15 protein-coding genes and 1 tRNA gene are annotated in these 17,727 nt (G+C 54.0%); 9 read left to right on the plus strand and 7 right to left on the minus strand.

The genetic code is table 11. The features are described from left to right. Positions 1–4 precede the first annotated feature (4 nt). Entirely contained in the window at positions 5–1,702 is a 1,698-nt protein-coding gene (locus SK62_RS05850) for a sensor histidine kinase (protein ID WP_047719296.1), read from the minus strand. 386 nt (positions 1,703–2,088) lie between these two features. On the opposite strand from SK62_RS05850, the gene alaC reads away from it, so the two are divergent. Continuing rightward, positions 2,089–3,324 (plus strand): alanine transaminase, encoded by a 1,236-nt coding sequence (gene alaC, locus SK62_RS05855; RefSeq protein WP_017383460.1) that lies wholly within the window; start codon positions 2,089–2,091, stop codon positions 3,322–3,324. Between the two features lie 58 nt (positions 3,325–3,382). Here alaC and ypdK read toward each other — a convergent pair whose 3' ends face one another. After that, positions 3,383–3,454 (minus strand): membrane protein YpdK, encoded by a 72-nt coding sequence (ypdK, locus tag SK62_RS22810; RefSeq protein ID WP_099458937.1) that lies wholly within the window; start codon positions 3,452–3,454, stop codon positions 3,383–3,385. A gap of 359 nt (positions 3,455–3,813) precedes the next feature. Then, positions 3,814–4,734, minus strand: a complete 921-nt coding sequence (lpxP, locus tag SK62_RS05865) for a kdo(2)-lipid IV(A) palmitoleoyltransferase (RefSeq protein ID WP_026080619.1) — start codon at positions 4,732–4,734, stop codon at positions 3,814–3,816. A 268-nt stretch (positions 4,735–5,002) separates the two neighbouring features. Here lpxP and SK62_RS05870 point away from each other — a divergent pair, with 268 nt between their 5' ends. Further along, a complete protein-coding gene (locus SK62_RS05870) occupies positions 5,003–6,382 on the plus strand; it encodes a diguanylate cyclase (RefSeq protein ID WP_032102748.1) in 1,380 nt (459 codons plus the stop codon). A gap of 13 nt (positions 6,383–6,395) precedes the next feature. On the opposite strand, the gene SK62_RS05875 is transcribed toward SK62_RS05870, so the two are convergent. Together SK62_RS05875 and SK62_RS05880 are read right to left on the minus strand one after the other, a co-directional pair. Next, positions 6,396–6,467, minus strand: a tRNA-Arg gene (locus tag SK62_RS05875). Positions 6,468–6,542: 75 nt separating this feature from the next. Beyond that, positions 6,543–7,472: a formate/nitrite transporter family protein gene (locus SK62_RS05880; RefSeq protein ID WP_017383457.1), complete on the minus strand. Its 930-nt coding sequence runs from the start codon at positions 7,470–7,472 to the stop codon at positions 6,543–6,545. A gap of 314 nt (positions 7,473–7,786) precedes the next feature. On the opposite strand from SK62_RS05880, the gene mlaA reads away from it, so the two are divergent. Next, entirely contained in the window at positions 7,787–8,539 is a 753-nt protein-coding gene (mlaA, locus tag SK62_RS05885) for a phospholipid-binding lipoprotein MlaA (protein WP_003861365.1), read from the plus strand. 44 nt (positions 8,540–8,583) lie between these two features. Here the strand turns inward: mlaA and fadL are convergent, their stop codons facing one another. Further along, positions 8,584–9,867, minus strand: coding sequence for a long-chain fatty acid transporter FadL (gene fadL / locus SK62_RS05890; protein WP_017383456.1), 1,284 nt, complete (start codon positions 9,865–9,867; stop codon positions 8,584–8,586). A 372-nt stretch (positions 9,868–10,239) separates the two neighbouring features. Between fadL and SK62_RS05895 the strand changes: the two genes are divergently transcribed. The 4 genes from SK62_RS05895 (at position 10,240) to sixA (ending at position 14,905) form a co-directional block, all read left to right on the plus strand. Continuing rightward, entirely contained in the window at positions 10,240–10,524 is a 285-nt protein-coding gene (locus SK62_RS05895; RefSeq protein ID WP_017383455.1) for a YfcZ/YiiS family protein, read from the plus strand. Positions 10,525–10,752: 228 nt separating this feature from the next. Then, positions 10,753–12,063, plus strand: a complete 1,311-nt coding sequence (gene fadI, locus SK62_RS05900; protein WP_047719294.1) for an acetyl-CoA C-acyltransferase FadI — start codon at positions 10,753–10,755, stop codon at positions 12,061–12,063. Next, the gene (gene fadJ, locus SK62_RS05905) at positions 12,063–14,210 is read left to right on the plus strand and encodes a fatty acid oxidation complex subunit alpha FadJ (RefSeq protein ID WP_023295098.1); all 2,148 of its coding nucleotides are present in this window, start codon (positions 12,063–12,065) and stop codon (positions 14,208–14,210) included. Before fadI ends, fadJ begins: the two co-directional genes overlap by 1 nt. Positions 14,211–14,419: 209 nt before the next feature. Next, the gene (sixA, locus tag SK62_RS05910) at positions 14,420–14,905 is read left to right on the plus strand and encodes a phosphohistidine phosphatase SixA (RefSeq protein ID WP_003861375.1); all 486 of its coding nucleotides are present in this window, start codon (positions 14,420–14,422) and stop codon (positions 14,903–14,905) included. A 46-nt stretch (positions 14,906–14,951) separates the two neighbouring features. Here sixA and smrB read toward each other — a convergent pair whose 3' ends face one another. Then, complete coding sequence (gene smrB, locus SK62_RS05915; protein ID WP_015572246.1) at positions 14,952–15,503, minus strand: endonuclease SmrB; 552 nt, start codon at positions 15,501–15,503, stop codon at positions 14,952–14,954. Positions 15,504–15,648: 145 nt separating this feature from the next. Here smrB and prmB point away from each other — a divergent pair, with 145 nt between their 5' ends. Both prmB and aroC read left to right on the plus strand, forming a co-directional pair. After that, positions 15,649–16,581 carry a 50S ribosomal protein L3 N(5)-glutamine methyltransferase gene (gene prmB, locus SK62_RS05920; protein ID WP_047719293.1) on the plus strand — a complete coding sequence of 311 codons (933 nt, stop codon included), beginning with the start codon at positions 15,649–15,651 and terminating at the stop codon, positions 16,579–16,581. Between the two features lie 60 nt (positions 16,582–16,641). Continuing rightward, positions 16,642–17,727, plus strand: a complete 1,086-nt coding sequence (gene aroC / locus SK62_RS05925) for a chorismate synthase (RefSeq protein WP_015572247.1) — start codon at positions 16,642–16,644, stop codon at positions 17,725–17,727.

The following is a 17,727-nucleotide window of genomic DNA, read 5'->3' on the forward strand; positions in this document are numbered from 1 at the left end:
CGGCCTACGGCAACAAGGATATCGGGGCATTCACGGGCGTTCGCTCATTCGGAACATAAAAGGCAATTTCGGTGCCCGGCTCAAGACGGTGAATATGCAGCCCTTCACCGTACAGCAGTTTGACCCGGTGATGCACATTCAGCAGTCCGATCTTGTTGCCCGGCATTTCGTTTGATTTGACGCGCTCGATGACTTTCGGATCGATGCCGTGCCCGGTATCGCGCACGGCGATGCGCACGCGGTTACCGCTTTCCGTCACGCTAATCGTTACTACGCCTTTGCCTTTACACGGCTGAATACCGTGAACAATGGCGTTTTCCACCAGAGGCTGGATCAGCAGGCTTGGGATCACGCAGCTGACCTCTTCATCAATATCGTAAATGACCGTGAGCTTATCGCCAAAGCGTGCCTGCTCGATGGCGATGTAATCCTTGATTTGATACAGCTCTTTTTTGATGTCGATCTGCTCGTCGTCATTTAGCTCAATGTTGTAGCGCAGATAGCGCGACAGATTAAATATCAGCTGCCGCGCGGTATCCGGATTCAGACGGATGGAAGAGGAGATAGCGTTCAGCGCGTTAAACAGGAAATGGGGATTGATCTTGCTTTGCAGGGCGCGCAGCTCTGCCTTATTTGCCATCTCGCGCAGCTGCTCTGCACGCGAAACCTCAAGTTGAGTGGAGATAATCTGCGACAGGCCAATCGCCATCTCCTGGAGCGAGGAGGTGATTTGGTGCGCATGGCAGTAGTAAATTTTCAGCGTCCCCGTGACCACGCCTTTTTCCCACAGCGGGATCACCAGCATTGAGTGGATCTCTGGCGTCCGGTGGGCTTCATCATTGTTTTTAATGATGATTTTTCCGTAGTTAATCGCCTGTCTGGTGGTCGGGCTGATGTTATCGTCGCTGTCGCGATAATTGTGCTCCCCGACGCCAACGTAAGCCAGCACGTGGTCAATATTGGTGATGGCGACCGCATCGGCGTGAATATCACGGCGGATGATATCGCAAACCTGACGTAAAGATTCGGCGTTAACGTGTCGGAAAAGCGGCAGCGTCTTGTTGGCGATATCCAGCGCCAGCTTGGCCTGACGCGCGGCGCTGGCCTCTTTTTCGCCCTCCACGCTTTGCACCAGCAGCACGATAAAACCGATACAGACGCTCCCGAGGATCATAGGAATACCGATCTTCGAGACGATATCCAGACCCAGCGCAACGGTTGGCGCCCAGACGATGACCAGGATCATGGTCAGCGTTTCGCAGACCATCCCCGCGATAATCCCTGCACGCCAGTGCTGCTTTTTCGGGATTTTGCGGTTAATCCAGCCCGAGAGCAGCCCGGCAATAATGCTGGTGATAAAGCAGGGGACTGCCGTCACGCCGCCAATATCAATCAGGTATCGATGGGTGCCGGCGATGATGCCTGTGATAATCCCTACCCAGGGACCAAAGAGGATCCCGCCCGACATGACGGCGATGATGCGCACGTTCACCAGCGAGCCTTCTACCGGCACCCCGGACCAGGTGCTGAACAGGGCAAACATCGAAAAGATAAACGTGACGGCCAGCAGCTCTTTTGGCGAATGGGCAGATTTATGCAACAGTTCGCGGAACAAGCGGATGCGGATAAGGAAAAAAAGACAGATCAGCATTAATGCCGCGCGGTCGAACACCGCCAGGAGCATATTGAAGATTTCGTGCACGGTCAGGCCTGGGAAAACGGGAAAAATCTATGATAGAAAACATAGGGCCTGATGACCAGCTATCCATCAGATTTATCAAATGGGGAAAAACCATAATTCTCAAAGGGGATTGCTGGCTTTTGACTGAAAGCCGGTGCTTTTCCGTTTGGGGAGAAACGTCAGGTAACGATACTGAAAATATTGTGTTAAATCGTAGCGCTTAAAACTGCCTGTTCGCGATAAGAGTTCCGCTTTTCACTGCAATCACATTCCCGTTTTAGCGCAAAATATTGTTTTGCCGTTATCCTCTCGACAGCGTCTTTTTCTTCAGGTTATTTTCTAAGCACGCCACACGGGTGGCAGCGTCGCTCGGACGGTCCGGGCGCTAACGTGACTCTGAGGAATCTATGGCTGAATTCAGTCCTGAACGCCGTTTTACGCGTATCGATCGTCTCCCCCCTTATGTTTTCAATATCACTGCTGAACTGAAAATGGCTGCGCGTCGGCGCGGCGAAGACATTATCGATTTCAGTATGGGTAACCCTGACGGCCCAACGCCGCCGCATATCGTTGAGAAACTCTGCACGGTTGCGCAGCGTCCTGATACCCATGGGTATTCCACCTCACGCGGCATTCCACGCTTACGTCGGGCGATCTCCCGCTGGTATCAGGATCGTTATCAGGTCGATATCGATCCTGAAAGTGAAGCGATTGTGACCATTGGCTCCAAAGAGGGGCTGGCCCACCTGATGCTGGCGACGCTGGATCACGGCGATACCGTACTGGTGCCGAATCCGAGCTACCCCATTCACATCTATGGGGCGGTGATTGCCGGCGCGCAGGTGCGTTCTGTCCCGCTGGTGGAAGGCGTCGACTTCTTTAACGAGCTGGAACGGGCGATTCGTGAAAGCTATCCGAAGCCGAAAATGATGATCCTCGGTTTCCCGTCAAACCCAACGGCACAATGCGTTGAACTCGAATTCTTCGAGAAAGTGGTCGCGCTGGCTAAGCGTTACGACGTGCTGGTGGTACACGATCTCGCCTACGCCGATATCGTTTATGATGGCTGGAAAGCGCCGTCAATTATGCAGGTACCGGGTGCCCGTGATGTGGCGGTTGAGTTTTTCACCCTGTCGAAAAGCTACAACATGGCGGGCTGGCGAATTGGTTTTATGGTGGGAAACAAAACGCTGGTGAGCGCCCTGGCGCGTATTAAAAGCTACCATGACTATGGCACCTTTACGCCGTTACAGGTCGCGGCCATCGCGGCGCTGGAAGGGGATCAGCAATGCGTGCTCGATATTGCCGCTCAGTATAAACGCCGCCGAGATGTGCTGGTAAAAGGGCTTCATGAAGCAGGCTGGATGGTGGAAATGCCTAAAGCCTCTATGTACGTCTGGGCGAAAATTCCTGAGCCGTATGCTGCGATGGGTTCTCTGGAATTTGCCAAAAAACTGCTTCAGGACGCGAAGGTTTGCGTCTCTCCAGGCATTGGCTTTGGTGACTACGGTGACACGCACGTGCGTTTCGCGCTGATTGAAAACAGCGACCGTATCCGTCAGGCAGTGCGGGGCATTAAAAGCATGTTCCGCGCGGATGGCCTGCTTGCAGCGAAGAGCGTTGCGGAACAACCCGAGTCGTAACGGACAACAAAAAAAACAGGCGCCAACGGCGCCTGTTTTTTTGACTGCATTTTCTTAACTAGATCATCAGAGCAAACGTTCCGGCCCAAACTAAAACAATAACCGAAATGCCCATAAAGAAATATTTCACGTTTCATCGCTCCGCGTATCTTCCGGTACGCATTAAAAAAACAGAGTCCAACTGAGTATAGAGAGTTGAAATCATGCGAAAGGGGAAATCGGAATTATCCCGTGACGTCGCTAACTTCAGCTCTGAATTCTGTGCTTTCCTGTCGCCAGACGGCGCTAATGTACGCCTAAATTTCAGGAGTGACAAGAGGCATTTTTTTAAATAATTTCCTACACTTACGATTGTCGTGGAACGGCGACAGTTTGATTTCGGTACGCAATAAATGCCTGTTGAGCGACGGTCGAAAAAAGCCGTTACGCACTGCGATTACAGGTGTTTGAAAAGGTTAGTTTCTTAGCGAAACTAACCTTCGACAGGGGTCAGATATAGAGTGAGGCTTCGCCCAGGGGACGGGTTTTAAAGCGGCGGTGCATCCACAGATACTGCTCAGGTGCACGCATAATCTCAAACTCAATCACCTTATTGATAAAGGTCGCGGCTTCACTCTCATCTTCAGGATAGTTCGCCATCTCTGGGGAGATATGCAGACGATAGCCTGACTTATCCGCTTTTCTGACCATGGTCACCGTCAACATCGCGGCGCCTGAGAGACGTGAAATCACAAAGGTACCGTTCGTCGTAGCGACATCTTTAACCGCAAAGAAAGGGGCAAAACTGCTGCCTTTAGGACCGTAGTCCTGGTCCGGGGCAAACCAGACGGCTTCCCCTTTTTTCAGGGCGCCAACCATACCGCGCAGATTGTTACGGCTGATCATCGCCTTATTTGAACGCATGCGGCCCCGCGTTTGTACCCATTCCATCAGCGCGCTGTTATGCGGGCGATAGGTTGCCATCATTGGCTGACAAAGACCCATAACGCGGCCGCCCAGCTCAAGCGACATAAAATGCACACCCACAACCATCACGCCGCGGTTTTGCATCTGGGCACGTTTCAGGTTATCCAGGCCTTCCACGTCAAACCATTTACGGACACGCTCGTCTGGCCAGAACCAGGCCATACCGGTTTCAAGCAGCGCCATACCGATAGATTTAAAGTTTTCCGCAATCAGCGTTTCGCGCTGCTGGGCATTGTAATGCGGAAAGCAAAGTTCGAGATTTTTTCGGGCAATGGATTCACGACGCTTAAGAAAGTAACGCGATGCGCTGCCGAGCTTAGAACCCAGGAAACGGATCACGGGATATGGAAGTTGAACCAGCAGCCAAAGCACGCCAAGGCCGAACCATGTAAACCAGTAGCGCGGGTGCAGAAACGCCCGCTGAAATTTGGATTGAGACAAAATAGTGGAACCTATGTGAAGCCTGTGAAGGTAGCGCAGACTTCGCGATACCACGTGCCATTGAGACCGTAGGACGAGGTCATGGTTGCAGGCTTTACCGTTCTTTACGACGTTGCCTGGCCATTGCTGACTTGGGTGGGCGGCATAATGTAGCACCGTTATACATTATGAGCCATCACTCGTTTTTGTTTAAAAAAGCGGCAATTGCGGAGTGGTTTGATTTTGCTATTGTTAAATCTGCGTTCCCGCATGTCTCCTGAAGGTGCAGACCATGGAAACCTACCTGCAAACGGTGAAAGAAGAGTGGGTGAAGCTGATTAATGAAACCGATCCCGATGTGCATCGGCTTGCGACTGAGCTTGCCAGAGACAACGCAACGCCCCTGGTCGCTGAATTCTATCGTGTTGTGCTGGCAGATCCATCGGCAGCTGAATTCCTGACCACCGAACAGGTGGAGAGGCAGCTTCAGGAGGCGCTTCGTCGCTGGCTTATTGATGTGCTCTCATGCCGGGTGGAGCAGGTTGAAGAGCAGATGCGGGCGCAACAGCGCGCTGCGGATGTTCATGCCCGTATTGGTATTTCGGTTGATTTAGTCGAAATGGGCTTCCGCGTTCTGAAAAAGCTGCTGTTGCCTGTCATTACTACCAGCGCCCATTCGCCTGAGGTGAAGCTGCATATTTATCACTACGCGATAAACAGTATCGATCTGGCCATGGAAGTGATGTCGCGGGCCTATGTATTTAGCGAGAACAATGCGGCGAAAGAGGACGAAAATTATCGCATCTTTTCCTTAATGGAGAATGCAGAAGAGGAGAAGGAGAGACAGACCGCGGCGCTGCTGTCATGGGAAATGGTGCTTCTGTATAAGATCACGCTTAATTCCAGTATCGGCAACAGTCTGCCGCTGGGGCAGTCTGAATTTGGACTGTGGTTTAGCCATAAAGGTCGGCACTATTTCAGCGGCATCGCTGAGGCCGGTCATATCTCTCGTCTGATTCAGGAATTCGATGACCTTTTTAACGAGGTCCGTCTTGCAGGGCAGGGTCTGAGTGATAAAGCGCAGCGGGATAAATTCTTGCAGCGAATGCGTAATACCCTCTCGCAAATCATCACGCTTTTGCGCGAACTGTTTGACGAAGTGTCGCGACACGAGGTGGGGGTTGATGTCCTGACCCGCCTGTTGAATCGCCGTTTCCTGCCAACCATCTTCAAACGCGAAATCCTGCACGCCACCCGGGCGGGAACAAAGCTCTCGACGCTGCTGATTGACGTCGACAAATTTAAACAAATCAACGATACCTGGGGGCACAATACCGGGGACGAGATCCTGCGAAAAGTCTCCGGCGCGTTCTACGACAACGTGCGAACCTGTGATTACGTTTTTCGCTACGGCGGCGATGAATTTCTGATTGTGCTAACGGAAATCTCAGAGGTGGACGCGCTGCGAATTGCCGAGCGTATCCGCAGGCGGGTGGAAAAAATCAAGGTTAACTCCCCAACCGGCGATATTATCCCGCTCTCCCTCTCGATAGGCGTTGCGATGTTCAACGGGCATCCCGATTACGAGCGATTGATTCAGGCGGCGGATGAAGCCTTATACGGCGCGAAACGGCGTGGCCGAAACTGCGTGGAGCTTTGGAAGGGGGCGTAAGGAAAGACAGAAGTGTCCCCTGCAGGAATCGAACCTGCAACTAGCCCTTAGGAGGGGCTCGTTATATCCATTTAACTAAGGGGACGAAGCGGCAAGAGTATAGCGTTATTTACACTTTTCGTTAAGCGCATTGCCGCCTGACTGGTCAAAGAGTCACCGTTCACGCCGATTTTTCGGCAGTTTTATCCTTTTTTTCCTGAGCCTTAAGCTCGGCCTTACGCTTGTTGGACATGTCGTTACGGATTTGCGCATGGCTCAGCAGCGCAAAGATAAAGGTCCCGCCACAAATGTTGCCTGCGAGGGTTGGCAGGGCGAACGGCCAGAAAAAGTCGCTCCAGTGGAGTGTGCCGTTAAATACCAGATAAAGGATCTCCACGGTTCCGACAACAATGTGCGTGGTATCGGCGAGTGCGATAAGCCAGGTCATCAGGATAATTACCACGATTTTCGCGCTACCCGCTGACGGGAACATCCAGACCATAGTGGCGATGATCCAGCCGGAAATTATGGCATTAGAGAACATTTCAACCGGCGTGTTTTTCATCACATCCATGCCAATTTTCACAAATGCGTCGCGGGTCGGTTCATCAAATATTGGCATATACTCGAATGCCCAGGCGGCTATGCCCGTACCGATCAGGTTCCCCAGCAGCACGACGCTCCACAGGCGCATCAGTAAACCGAAATTACCGAGGGTCGGATTTTGCATGACGGGCAGTACGGCAGTGACGGTATTCTCCGTAAAAAGCTGCTGTCGCGCCATAATGACGATAATAAAGCCGAACGTGTAGCCTAAATTTTCCAGCAAAAACCCGCCCGGTACGCCTTCCAGCTGAACGTGAAATATCCCTTTGGCGAGCAGAGAGGCGCCCATCGACAGACCGGCTGCAATGGCTGACCACAGCAGGGCCATCGCGTCGCGCTCCATCTCTTTTTCCCCGTCCTGGCGAATATGCTCATGAATAGCCATGGCGCGCGACGGCAGGCGATCTTCATCGACTTCTATCTCTTCTCCCCGGTCTTTCTCCTCGCTTTCAATCTCATGTTCCTCTTTGCTTTCACCAATTTTCTCTTCGCTAATGTCTTTCATAACAGCTCCTTCGGGGTAATTGCTCATTTAAGCGTAGCGGCTTTTAGCGCTTTCCCCGTGGGGATGCTCTTAAATTGCTGAAAATGGCAATAAAGGTGAGACATCTCTTTCAAAGCCAATATAAAATTGCCAGCGAAACGAATTCCGAAAGACAGGCTATGCTGAAATTAGCGTGATGACGCGAGCGGGTCGTCATTGTCCTCGTAGACATCGGTAAGCGTGCTGTTACAATCACTTGCACGTTTCAGGCGGAGCATCTCAGGCTCCGTCACAGATGGCATTCAACGATAGCCATATTGAACAGGGAGAAATTTATGAAGCTTCGGCTGTCGGCGCTTGCGCTGGGCGTAACAATGCTTGTGGGCTGCGCCAGCTCTGGCGAGCAAACGGGACGCTCCGATCCTCTCGAAGGATTTAACCGTTCAATGTACAGCTTTAACTATAATGTGCTGGATCCATATCTGGTTCGTCCGGTTGCCGTGGCATGGCGTGACTATGTTCCGCAGCCGGCGCGTAACGGGCTGAGCAACTTTACCAGTAACCTGGAAGAGCCAGCGGTTATGGTCAACTACTTCCTTCAGGGCGACCCGTATCAGGGGATGGTGCATTTCACCCGCTTCTTCCTGAACTCCCTGCTGGGTATGGGCGGCTTAATTGATGTCGCAGGCATGGCGAACCCGAAATTACAGCGTGAACAGCCGCACCGTTTCGGCAGCACGCTGGGTCATTATGGCGTAGGTTATGGTCCGTATGTGCACCTGCCATTCTACGGCAGCTTTACCGTGCGTGATGATGGCGGCGACATGGTGGATACGCTGTATCCTGTACTGTCATGGCTCACCTGGCCGCTGTCGATTGGTAAATGGACCGTGGAAGGAATTGAAACGCGTGCGCAACTGCTGGATTCTGATGGTCTGCTGCGTCAGTCTTCCGATCCGTACATCATGGTCCGCGAGGCCTACTTCCAGAACCATGATTTTATTGCCAACGGCGGTAAGCTGAAGCCGGAAGATAATCCGAACGCGAAAGCCATCGAGAACGAATTAAAAGATATCGATTCGGAATAAATAAAAAAGGTGAGCAATGCTCACCTTTTTTAATCGTGTTGGGATTAGAACGCGTAGTTGAAGTTGGTACCAAACAGCCAGGCTTTACCTTCAGAGGAAAACTCGTACGGGCCTTCCTGGAAGGTCACCTTCTGGCCATGCATGTACGACACGCCCGCGTCGATAGAGGCATTCTCGTTGAACGCGTAGGTTGCCCCCGCACTCACCCAGAAACGGTCCTGATCCGGAATGGAGATAGAACGTTTATCGGCCGGTACCGGGCTGTCATCAAATGCCACGCCGGTACGGAACGTCCAGTTGTCATCCATATAATAGGTCGTACCAAGCGCGATACGGTAAGCATCGTGGAAGCTTTCGTCTTTATAGAACAGCGTCTGGCCGTTGCTGCCGGTGGCTTTAAGCTCCTCGAACTGGCTCCAGCTGGTATACGCGAGGCTGTAGTGAATTGCCCACTGCGGCGCAACGCGGTTATAACCTGACACTTCCCACATTTCTGGCAGATGCAGCGACAGTGAACCCGGTACGGTTTGATTCGAGGTACCCCATGGAATGGTGGTGCCCGCGCCTGGGACCATACCGTTGACTGGGCTCAGGATGCCGCTTTTGTAATCGCCATCGAAATCAATTTTCACTTCTGAGCGATAGGTCAGACCCCAGCGGTTGTTTTTATCCAGTTCATACAGGATACCGGCGTTCCAGCCGTAACCCCATTCATCACCTTTCAGGCTGGCAATTTTATTGCTGTTTTTCGGCAGTGCAGCAGTTTGCTCCCCGGAGTAACGCTCGATTTTTGCATCGGCGTAGACAGCATCAAAGCCCAGACCAAAGCTCCAGTTATCGTTCAGACGATATGCGCCGCTCAGGTTGAGGTTCAGGGTCGTCAGGTCGGTTTTACCGCCGTATTCCCCGGCCGGATAGTTGTTATTGAACTCCGTTGCCAGGCCATAGTTAGAGGTGACAGAGGCACCCCAACCAAACTGTTCATTGATTGGCGCAACAAAGTGCAGGTTAGGCACCCACGCGGTCGGCGCAATGTTATCCGCCTTCAGATCTGCGCCGGTGAACTGAGATTTGCCAGAAATATTGACATCAGGATCGATGTAAACCGCACCGGCAGAGAAGGTAGGGCGATCAAACATCATGATCAGTGCCGGGTTACGACTCGCGTTGCCTGCGTCATCGGCAATCGCACCTTCCCCGGAATACGCACGGCCAAGGCCAGAGGAAGAAAATTCGTTTAACTGGAAGCCCGCTGACCAGGCGGACGTTGAGACGATTGCCACTGCAACTGCTAAAGCAGTTTGTTTGAACAGGGTTTTCTGGCTCATGACCATAACCTCATTGAGTTATTTTTATTCAATAATTGTTACATACCGTAACAGGAGCGCGAAGTGTAGGGTCTGAGGTATGACTTACAAATCAGACCAGTGGCGAGAGTATAGGTCTGACCAGCTGGGATGTTGCAAGTTTGTTTATTAATATTTTCAGATATGTTTCTTGAAACGAGATCTGGTTGGCAAAATTGTGACCAGTGCGATTCCTCTGAAAAGGGGAATTTTGTTTTAGATCATTTTTTAGTGTGATATTGCTCACTTATCCGATTTTGCGCCATTAACGGCTGGAGGGGGCTCGTTCGGGGGCGTAAAATAGACGCATCGTGTTTATCTCGCGCCCTGCGCGAATACAGAGGAAATTGAGCTATGAGTAAATGCAGTGCTGATGAAACCCCGGTTTGCTGCTGTATGGATGTTGGCACCATTATGGACAACACCGATTGCACCGCCTCTTACAGCCGCGTATTCCCTAACCGCGCTGAAGCGGAAGAGACGCTGGCCGCGCTGAGCCAGCGCGCGCGTGAAGTCGAATCCGATCCGTGTGAAATCAAATCCACCTTCACGGAAGTGGAAGGCGGCGTGCGGCTGGATATCGACTTTGTGTTCGCCTGCGAAGCAGAAACGCTGATCTTCCAGCTGGGCCTGCGTTAATACTTTTTGCACGGGCCTATGATCGTGTAGGCCGGTTAAGGCAACGCCGCAACCCGGCAACAAATCTCACAAATGCCTCTGCCATGCAGGGGCATTTTCTTTTTCTTCTCTGTGCCTTAGCTCGCAATTTTTCGCTTCCCCGATTGGCTCAATGTAAAAAAATAGTTAAGACTATTATCAGGTCAGACCACTTAATGTGTGCGCAAAATTTTTTTACAGGGGAGTGTTATGAGTCAGGCATTACCGCTTATCACCCGACACGGTGACCGCATTGCCATTGTCAGCGGGTTACGTACGCCGTTTGCGCGTCAGGCAACCGCGTTTCACGGTATACCGGCTGTCGATCTGGGAAAAATGGTGGTGGGGGAGATGCTGGCTCGCAGCGAGATCCCGCCACAGGTTATTGAGCAACTGGTTTTCGGCCAGGTGGTGCAAATGCCGGAAGCGCCCAATATCGCACGTGAAATCGTGCTGGGCACCGGCATGAATGTTCACACCGACGCATACAGCGTCAGCCGCGCCTGCGCCACCAGTTTCCAGGCGGTGGCGAACGTGGCGGAAAGCCTGATGGCGGGGACCATTCGCGCGGGGATCGCCGGCGGCGCGGATTCCTCATCCGTGCTGCCCATCGGTGTTAGCAAACAGCTGGCCCGCATCCTCGTGGATGCCAACAAAGCCCGGACCACCGGTGCGAAGCTCAAACTCTTCTCGCGTTTACGTCTGCGCGACCTCATGCCCGTGCCACCTGCCGTTGCTGAATACTCCACCGGCCTGCGTATGGGCGACACTGCCGAGCAGATGGCAAAAACCTACGGTATTACCCGCGAACAGCAGGATGCACTGGCGCATCGCTCGCATCAGCTCGCTGCGAAGGCGTGGTCGGAAGGCAAACTTGCCGACGAGGTGATGACGGCTTACATCCCGCCTTTCCGCGAACCGCTGGTGGAAGATAACAATATCCGTGGCACCTCGACGCTGGAGGATTACGCAAAACTGCGCCCGGCGTTTGATCGTAAACATGGCACCGTTACGGCGGCGAACAGTACGCCACTGACGGACGGTGCCGCCGCCGTGATCCTGATGACGGAATCCCGGGCGAAAGAGCTTGGCATAACACCGCTGGGCTATTTGCGTAGCTACGCCTTTACCGCCATTGATGTCTGGCAGGACATGCTGCTCGGTCCGGCCTGGTCCACGCCGCTGGCGCTGGAGCGTGCGGGGTTGACGCTGGCTGACTTAACCCTGATCGATATGCACGAAGCCTTTGCCGCACAAACCCTGGCAAACATTCAGCTGCTGGCAAGCGAGCGCTTCGCGCGCGATGTACTGGGCCGCGCCCACGCGACCGGCGAAGTGGATCAGAGTAAGTTTAACGTGCTTGGCGGATCCATCGCCTACGGCCATCCATTTGCGGCGACCGGCGCGAGAATGATAACTCAGACTTTGCACGAGCTGCGTCGCCGCGGCGGCGGTTTTGGTCTCGTTACCGCCTGTGCGGCGGGCGGCCTGGGTGCAGCAATGGTTCTGGAGGCTGAATAATGGAAACGACATCTGCATTTAATCTGGCTGTTCGCCTTGATAACGTGGCTGTTATCACCATTGATGTACCCGACGAAAAGATGAACACCCTGAAGGCCGAGTTCGGCGTTCAGGTGCGTGCGATGCTCAGACAGATCCGCGAAAACAAAGCGATACGTGGCCTGGTATTTATCTCGGCAAAGCCGGATAACTTTATTGCCGGGGCCGATATCAACATGATTGCCCGGGCGAAAAGCGCTCAGGAAGCAGAAGACCTGGCGCGTCAGGGGCAGCAGGTAATGGCGGAGATCCATGCGCTGTCGATACCCGTTGTCGCTGCGATCCACGGGGCCTGTCTGGGCGGTGGGCTTGAGCTGGCGCTGGCCTGTCACAGCCGAATTTGTACCGACGATGCGAAAACCGTACTCGGACTGCCGGAGGTACAGCTTGGATTGCTGCCCGGTTCAGGTGGCACGCAGCGCCTGCCGCGTCTGGTGGGCGTCAGTACGGCGCTGGAGATGATTTTAACCGGTAAACAGCTGCGCGCCCGTCAGGCGTTAAAGGCGGGTCTGGTTGATGAGGTCGTTCCGCACGCCATCTTGCTTGAGGCCGCCGTTGAGCGGGCGCTGAAAGGTCGTCAGGCGAAACGCCCTCTGCCGGTGCGCGAGCGTATCCTCGCCGGGCCGCTGGGGCGCACGCTGCTGTTCAATATGGTGGGTAAAAAAACCGAGCAAAAAACCAAAGGGAACTATCCGGCAGCGACGCGCATTCTGAAGGTGATTGAAACCGGTTTATCGCAGGGCAGCAGCAGCGGTTATGCTGCGGAAGCGAAAGCCTTTGGCGAGCTGGCGATGACGCCGCAATCGCAGGCGCTGCGCGGCATTTTCTTTGCCAGCACGGAGGTTAAAAAAGATCCGGGCAGTGAAGCTGAACCGGCTCCGCTGCGCGCCGTTGGCGTTCTGGGTGGTGGGCTGATGGGCGGCGGCATTGCATTTGTCACCGCCAGCAAAGGCAAATTGCCCGTACGTATCAAAGATATCAATCCTAAAGGTATCAACCACGCGTTGCAGTACAGCTGGCAGAACCTTGATCGCAAAGTGAAGCGCCGCCATATCAAGGCCAGTGAGCGTGATAAAACCCTCGCGATGATCACTGGCGCCACCGACTACAGTGGGTTTGCACACCGCGATCTGGTGATTGAAGCCGTGTTCGAAGATCTGGCCCTTAAGCAGCAGATGGTGGCGGACGTTGAACAGCATTGCGCGCCGCACACCATTTTCGCATCAAACACCTCGTCTTTGCCGATCGGCGACATCGCGGCGAAAGCCGTGCGCCCGGAGCAGGTGATAGGGCTGCACTATTTCAGCCCTGTCGAAAAAATGCCGCTGGTGGAGGTTATCCCGCATGCCACAACCAGCCCGCAAACTATTGCCACCGTGGTGAAACTGGCGAAAAAACAGGGCAAAACCCCGATTGTGGTCGCGGACAAAGCCGGCTTCTACGTCAACCGCATTCTGGCGCCGTACATTAACGAAGCGATGCGGTTGCTGACGGAAGGGGAGAAAATTGAGCACGTCGATGACGCCCTGGTGAAGTTTGGCTTCCCCGTCGGCCCAATCCAACTTTTGGATGAGGTAGGAATTGATACGGGGACTAAGATTATCCCTGTGCTGGAAGCGGCTTATGGCGATCGTTTTGCGCCGCCTGCAAACTTTGTTTCCGCAATTTTGAAGGACGATCGCAAAGGCAGAAAAAATGAACGCGGTTTCTATCTTTACGCCGCGAAAGGGCGTAAAAGCAAGAAACAGGTCGACCCTTCGGTTTATGCGCTTATTCCTGTTACGGGTCAGGGAAAACTGTCGGCGGTTCAGTGTGCTGAGCGCTGCGTGATGATGATGCTCAATGAAGCGGCGCGCTGCTTTGGTGAGCAGGTGATCAAAAGCGCGCGCGACGGCGATATCGGCGCCGTGTTTGGTATCGGTTTTCCGCCATTTCTTGGCGGTCCGTTCCGGTATATGGATACCCTCGGGGCGGGTGAAGTGGTTGCGATCCTGCAACGTCTGGCCTCGCAATATGGTCCACGGTTTACACCTTGTGACGAATTATTGCAGATGGCGGAACGGGGTCAGACATTCTGGCCCGCAAGGGAAACTGATTGCGTAAACTGAAGTCAAAGAAGGGTAAATCCTGAGGTGATGGAACCTGTTCTGGCGAAATTGTAAACAGAGATTGACTATACTTACGCCATTGAGGTAAAAAACAGCGTTTCATTCACCGAATGGATCAGGCACAATGCCCGGCCATCGGGTTTTCTACCTCGGAGCATTAATCGCGGGTAGTTAACGCCGGTGATTCTGGTTAACAAAAGCGGTGCAATATGCAAGTTTTTATCATGCGTCACGGCGACGCGGCACTCGATGCCGCCAGTGACTCAGTACGTCCTTTAACCGTCTGTGGCTGCGACGAATCCCGTCAGATGGCGACATGGCTTAAAGGTCAAAAAGTGGACATTGAACGCGTTCTGGTGAGTCCGTTCCTGCGGGCAGAACAGACGCTGGATGTGGTAGGGGAGTGTATGAACCTGCCATCCAGTGTGGATGTTCTCCCTGAACTCACGCCGTGTGGCGATGTTGGCCTTGTCAGTGCTTACCTTCAGGCGCTGTGCAATGAAGGTGTCGCTTCCGCACTGGTCATTTCCCACCTGCCGCTGGTCGGCTATCTGGTATCTGAGCTGTGCCCGGGCGAAACGCCACCGATGTTCACAACGTCCGCCATTGCCAACGTCACCCTCGACGAAACCGGCAAAGGGGTCTTTAACTGGCAAATGAGTCCGTGCAACCTGAAGATGGCAAAAGCCATCTGACGTGACGTGCGATATGGCGGGGTGCAGCGTGCCTCCCGCCATCCTGTCAGGGCAACTCTGGCGGCTGCCACTCCTCCACTTCAATCAATACCAGCAATGCGGCATCTCCGCCATACTCTTTGGGCGCCTGATGAAAAGCCATCACGTGTGGATGCTGAGCCAGCCACAGCGGTGTCTGTTGCTTAAGAATATGTTTGCCGTGGCCGTGCATCACGCAGGCGCAAAAAACATGCTCGCGACGACATGCCGCGATCAACGCCCCCAGCTCCTGTTTCGCCTGCATCTGGGTCAACCCATGCAGATCGAGGAACAGCTCCGGCGAGTAATCTCCCCGGCGTAATTTTTTCAGTTCAAAATGGCTGACGTCTTCGCGCACGTATTTCACCGCACCCTGCGTATTTAGCAGCGGCTGAAACTCATCTGAAAAATAGTGGCTGTTATCGGCCTGCTCCTGGAGCAACCGTTTGACCGGTACCTCGCTGACTTTTTTACGCTGCGGGCGATGGACAATGGTGTCGTGCGTGATTTGACGCGTCCCGGTCATCAGCTGGCGGAATAGAGCCTGATCCTCCTCGCTGAGCGATGTTTTCTTTTTCATTCGTCATTCTCATCTCGTATTTCCGATAGTGTACCCGACTAAACGCATTTTTTAACCTCAAGCGGTACGCGTCATTGCTGATTTATCGCCGTCTTCATGGCAAACTAGCCGCCGAAAATTATGCGAGCATGCCCTGGAGGAAAGAGTGGATAAAATTTTTGTCGATGAAGCAGTAAACGAGCTGCATACCATACAGGACATGTTGCGCTGGTCGGTTAGCCGCTTCAGCGCCGCCAATATCTGGTACGGACACGGTACCGACAATCCGTGGGATGAGGCCGTGCAGCTGGTGCTGCCGTCTCTCTACCTGCCGCTGGATATTCCGGAAGACATGCGCACCGCGCGCCTGACCTCCAGTGAAAAACACCGCATCGTTGAGCGCGTGATCCGTCGCGTAAACGAGCGCATTCCGGTGGCTTACCTGACCAACAAAGCCTGGTTCTGCGGCCACGAATTCTATGTTGATGAGCGCGTGCTGGTGCCGCGTTCGCCGATTGGCGAGCTGATCAACAACCATTTTGACGGCCTGATTAACCATCAGCCGCAGCACATTCTTGATATGTGCACCGGCAGCGGCTGCATCGCCATTGCCTGCGCGTACGCCTTCCCCGAAGCGGAAGTGGACGCCGTCGATATCTCCACCGACGCGCTGGCCGTCACCGAACACAACATTGAAGAGCACGGGCTGATTCATCACGTCACGCCTATCCGCTCTGACCTGTTCCGCGACCTGCCGACGCTGCAATACAACCTGATCGTCACCAATCCGCCGTACGTGGATGCAGAAGATATGTCCGATCTGCCGAACGAGTATCGTCACGAGCCGGAGCTGGGCCTGGCGTCAGGTTCTGACGGGCTGAAGCTGACCCGCCGCATCCTGGCCTGCGCGCCGGATTATCTGACCGACGACGGCGTTCTGATTTGTGAAGTAGGCAACAGCATGGTACATCTGATAGAGCAGTACCCGGATGTGCCGTTCACCTGGCTTGAGTTCGACAACGGCGGTGACGGCGTCTTTATGCTGACCAAGGCGCAGCTGCTTGATGCACGCGAATACTTCAGCATTTACAAAGATTAATCCAGCGGGCTTCGGCCCGTTTCACAACGCTCAAACACAAACAACAACATCGGAGCCGTGATGGCAGGAAACAGTATTGGACAGGTATTCCGTGTGACCACCTTTGGCGAGTCGCACGGTCTGGCACTGGGTTGTATCGTTGATGGCGTCCCGCCAGGCATCGAACTGACCGAAGCCGATTTACAGCATGACCTTGACCGTCGTCGTCCGGGTACCTCTCGCTACACCACGCAGCGTCGCGAGCCGGACCAGGTCAAAATTCTCTCCGGCGTATTTGAAGGCCGTACCACAGGGACCAGCATTGGTCTGCTGATTGAAAACACCGATCAGCGTTCTCAGGACTACGGCGCGATTAAGGACGTTTTCCGTCCTGGTCACGCCGACTATACCTACGAACAAAAATATGGCTTTCGCGACTATCGCGGCGGCGGGCGTTCTTCCGCGCGTGAAACCGCGATGCGCGTGGCGGCAGGGGCAATTGCCAAAAAATATCTCCAGCAGAAATTCGGCATCGTTATCCGCGGCTGTCTGTCCCAGATGGGCGACATTCCGCTGGCAATCAAAGACTGGGATCAGGTAGAGCTCAACCCGTTCTTCTGCGCCGATGCCGACAAGCTGGACGCGCTGGATGAGCTGATGCGTGGCCTGAAAAAAGAGGGCGACTCCATTGGTGCGAAAGTCACCGTGGTGGCCGACGGCGTGCCGGCTGGCTGGGGCGAGCCGGTATTTGACCGCCTTGACGCCGACATCGCCCACGCGCTGATGAGCATCAACGCGGTGAAAGGCGTTGAAATCGGCGACGGTTTTGACGTGGTCAAGCTTCGCGGCAGCCAGAACCGCGACGAAATCACGAAGGCGGGTTTCCAGAGCAACCATGCGGGCGGCATTCTGGGTGGCATCAGCAGCGGGCAGCAAATTATTGCCAATATTGCGCTGAAGCCAACGTCCAGCATTACCGTCCCGGGCCACACGATTAACCGCGCTGGCGATGAAGTTGAGATGATCACCAAAGGGCGTCACGATCCGTGCGTGGGGATCCGCGCGGTGCCGATCGCAGAAGCGATGCTGGCGATCGTGCTGATGGATCACTTCCTGCGCCAGCGCGCGCAGAATGCGGATGTGACGACCACCATTCCACGCTGGTAA

Source organism: Enterobacter sp. BIDMC109, assembly GCF_001037885.1.
In the GTDB taxonomy this organism is placed as follows: Bacteria; Pseudomonadota; Gammaproteobacteria; order Enterobacterales; family Enterobacteriaceae; genus Enterobacter; species Enterobacter hormaechei_C.

Coding starts and splice junctions, on each gene's coding strand:
- alaC (WP_017383460.1), top strand. CDS start 2,089: ATGGCTGAATTCAGTCCTGAACGCCGTTTTACGCGTATCGATCGTCTC.
- SK62_RS05870 (WP_032102748.1), top strand. CDS start 5,003: ATGGAAACCTACCTGCAAACGGTGAAAGAAGAGTGGGTGAAGCTGATT.
- SK62_RS05880 (WP_017383457.1), bottom strand. CDS start 7,472: ATGAAAGACATTAGCGAAGAGAAAATTGGTGAAAGCAAAGAGGAACAT.
- mlaA (WP_003861365.1), top strand. CDS start 7,787: ATGAAGCTTCGGCTGTCGGCGCTTGCGCTGGGCGTAACAATGCTTGTG.
- fadL (WP_017383456.1), bottom strand. CDS start 9,867: ATGAGCCAGAAAACCCTGTTCAAACAAACTGCTTTAGCAGTTGCAGTG.
- SK62_RS05895 (WP_017383455.1), top strand. CDS start 10,240: ATGAGTAAATGCAGTGCTGATGAAACCCCGGTTTGCTGCTGTATGGAT.
- fadI (WP_047719294.1), top strand. CDS start 10,753: ATGAGTCAGGCATTACCGCTTATCACCCGACACGGTGACCGCATTGCC.
- fadJ (WP_023295098.1), top strand. CDS start 12,063: ATGGAAACGACATCTGCATTTAATCTGGCTGTTCGCCTTGATAACGTG.
- sixA (WP_003861375.1), top strand. CDS start 14,420: ATGCAAGTTTTTATCATGCGTCACGGCGACGCGGCACTCGATGCCGCC.
- smrB (WP_015572246.1), bottom strand. CDS start 15,503: ATGAAAAAGAAAACATCGCTCAGCGAGGAGGATCAGGCTCTATTCCGC.
- aroC (WP_015572247.1), top strand. CDS start 16,642: ATGGCAGGAAACAGTATTGGACAGGTATTCCGTGTGACCACCTTTGGC.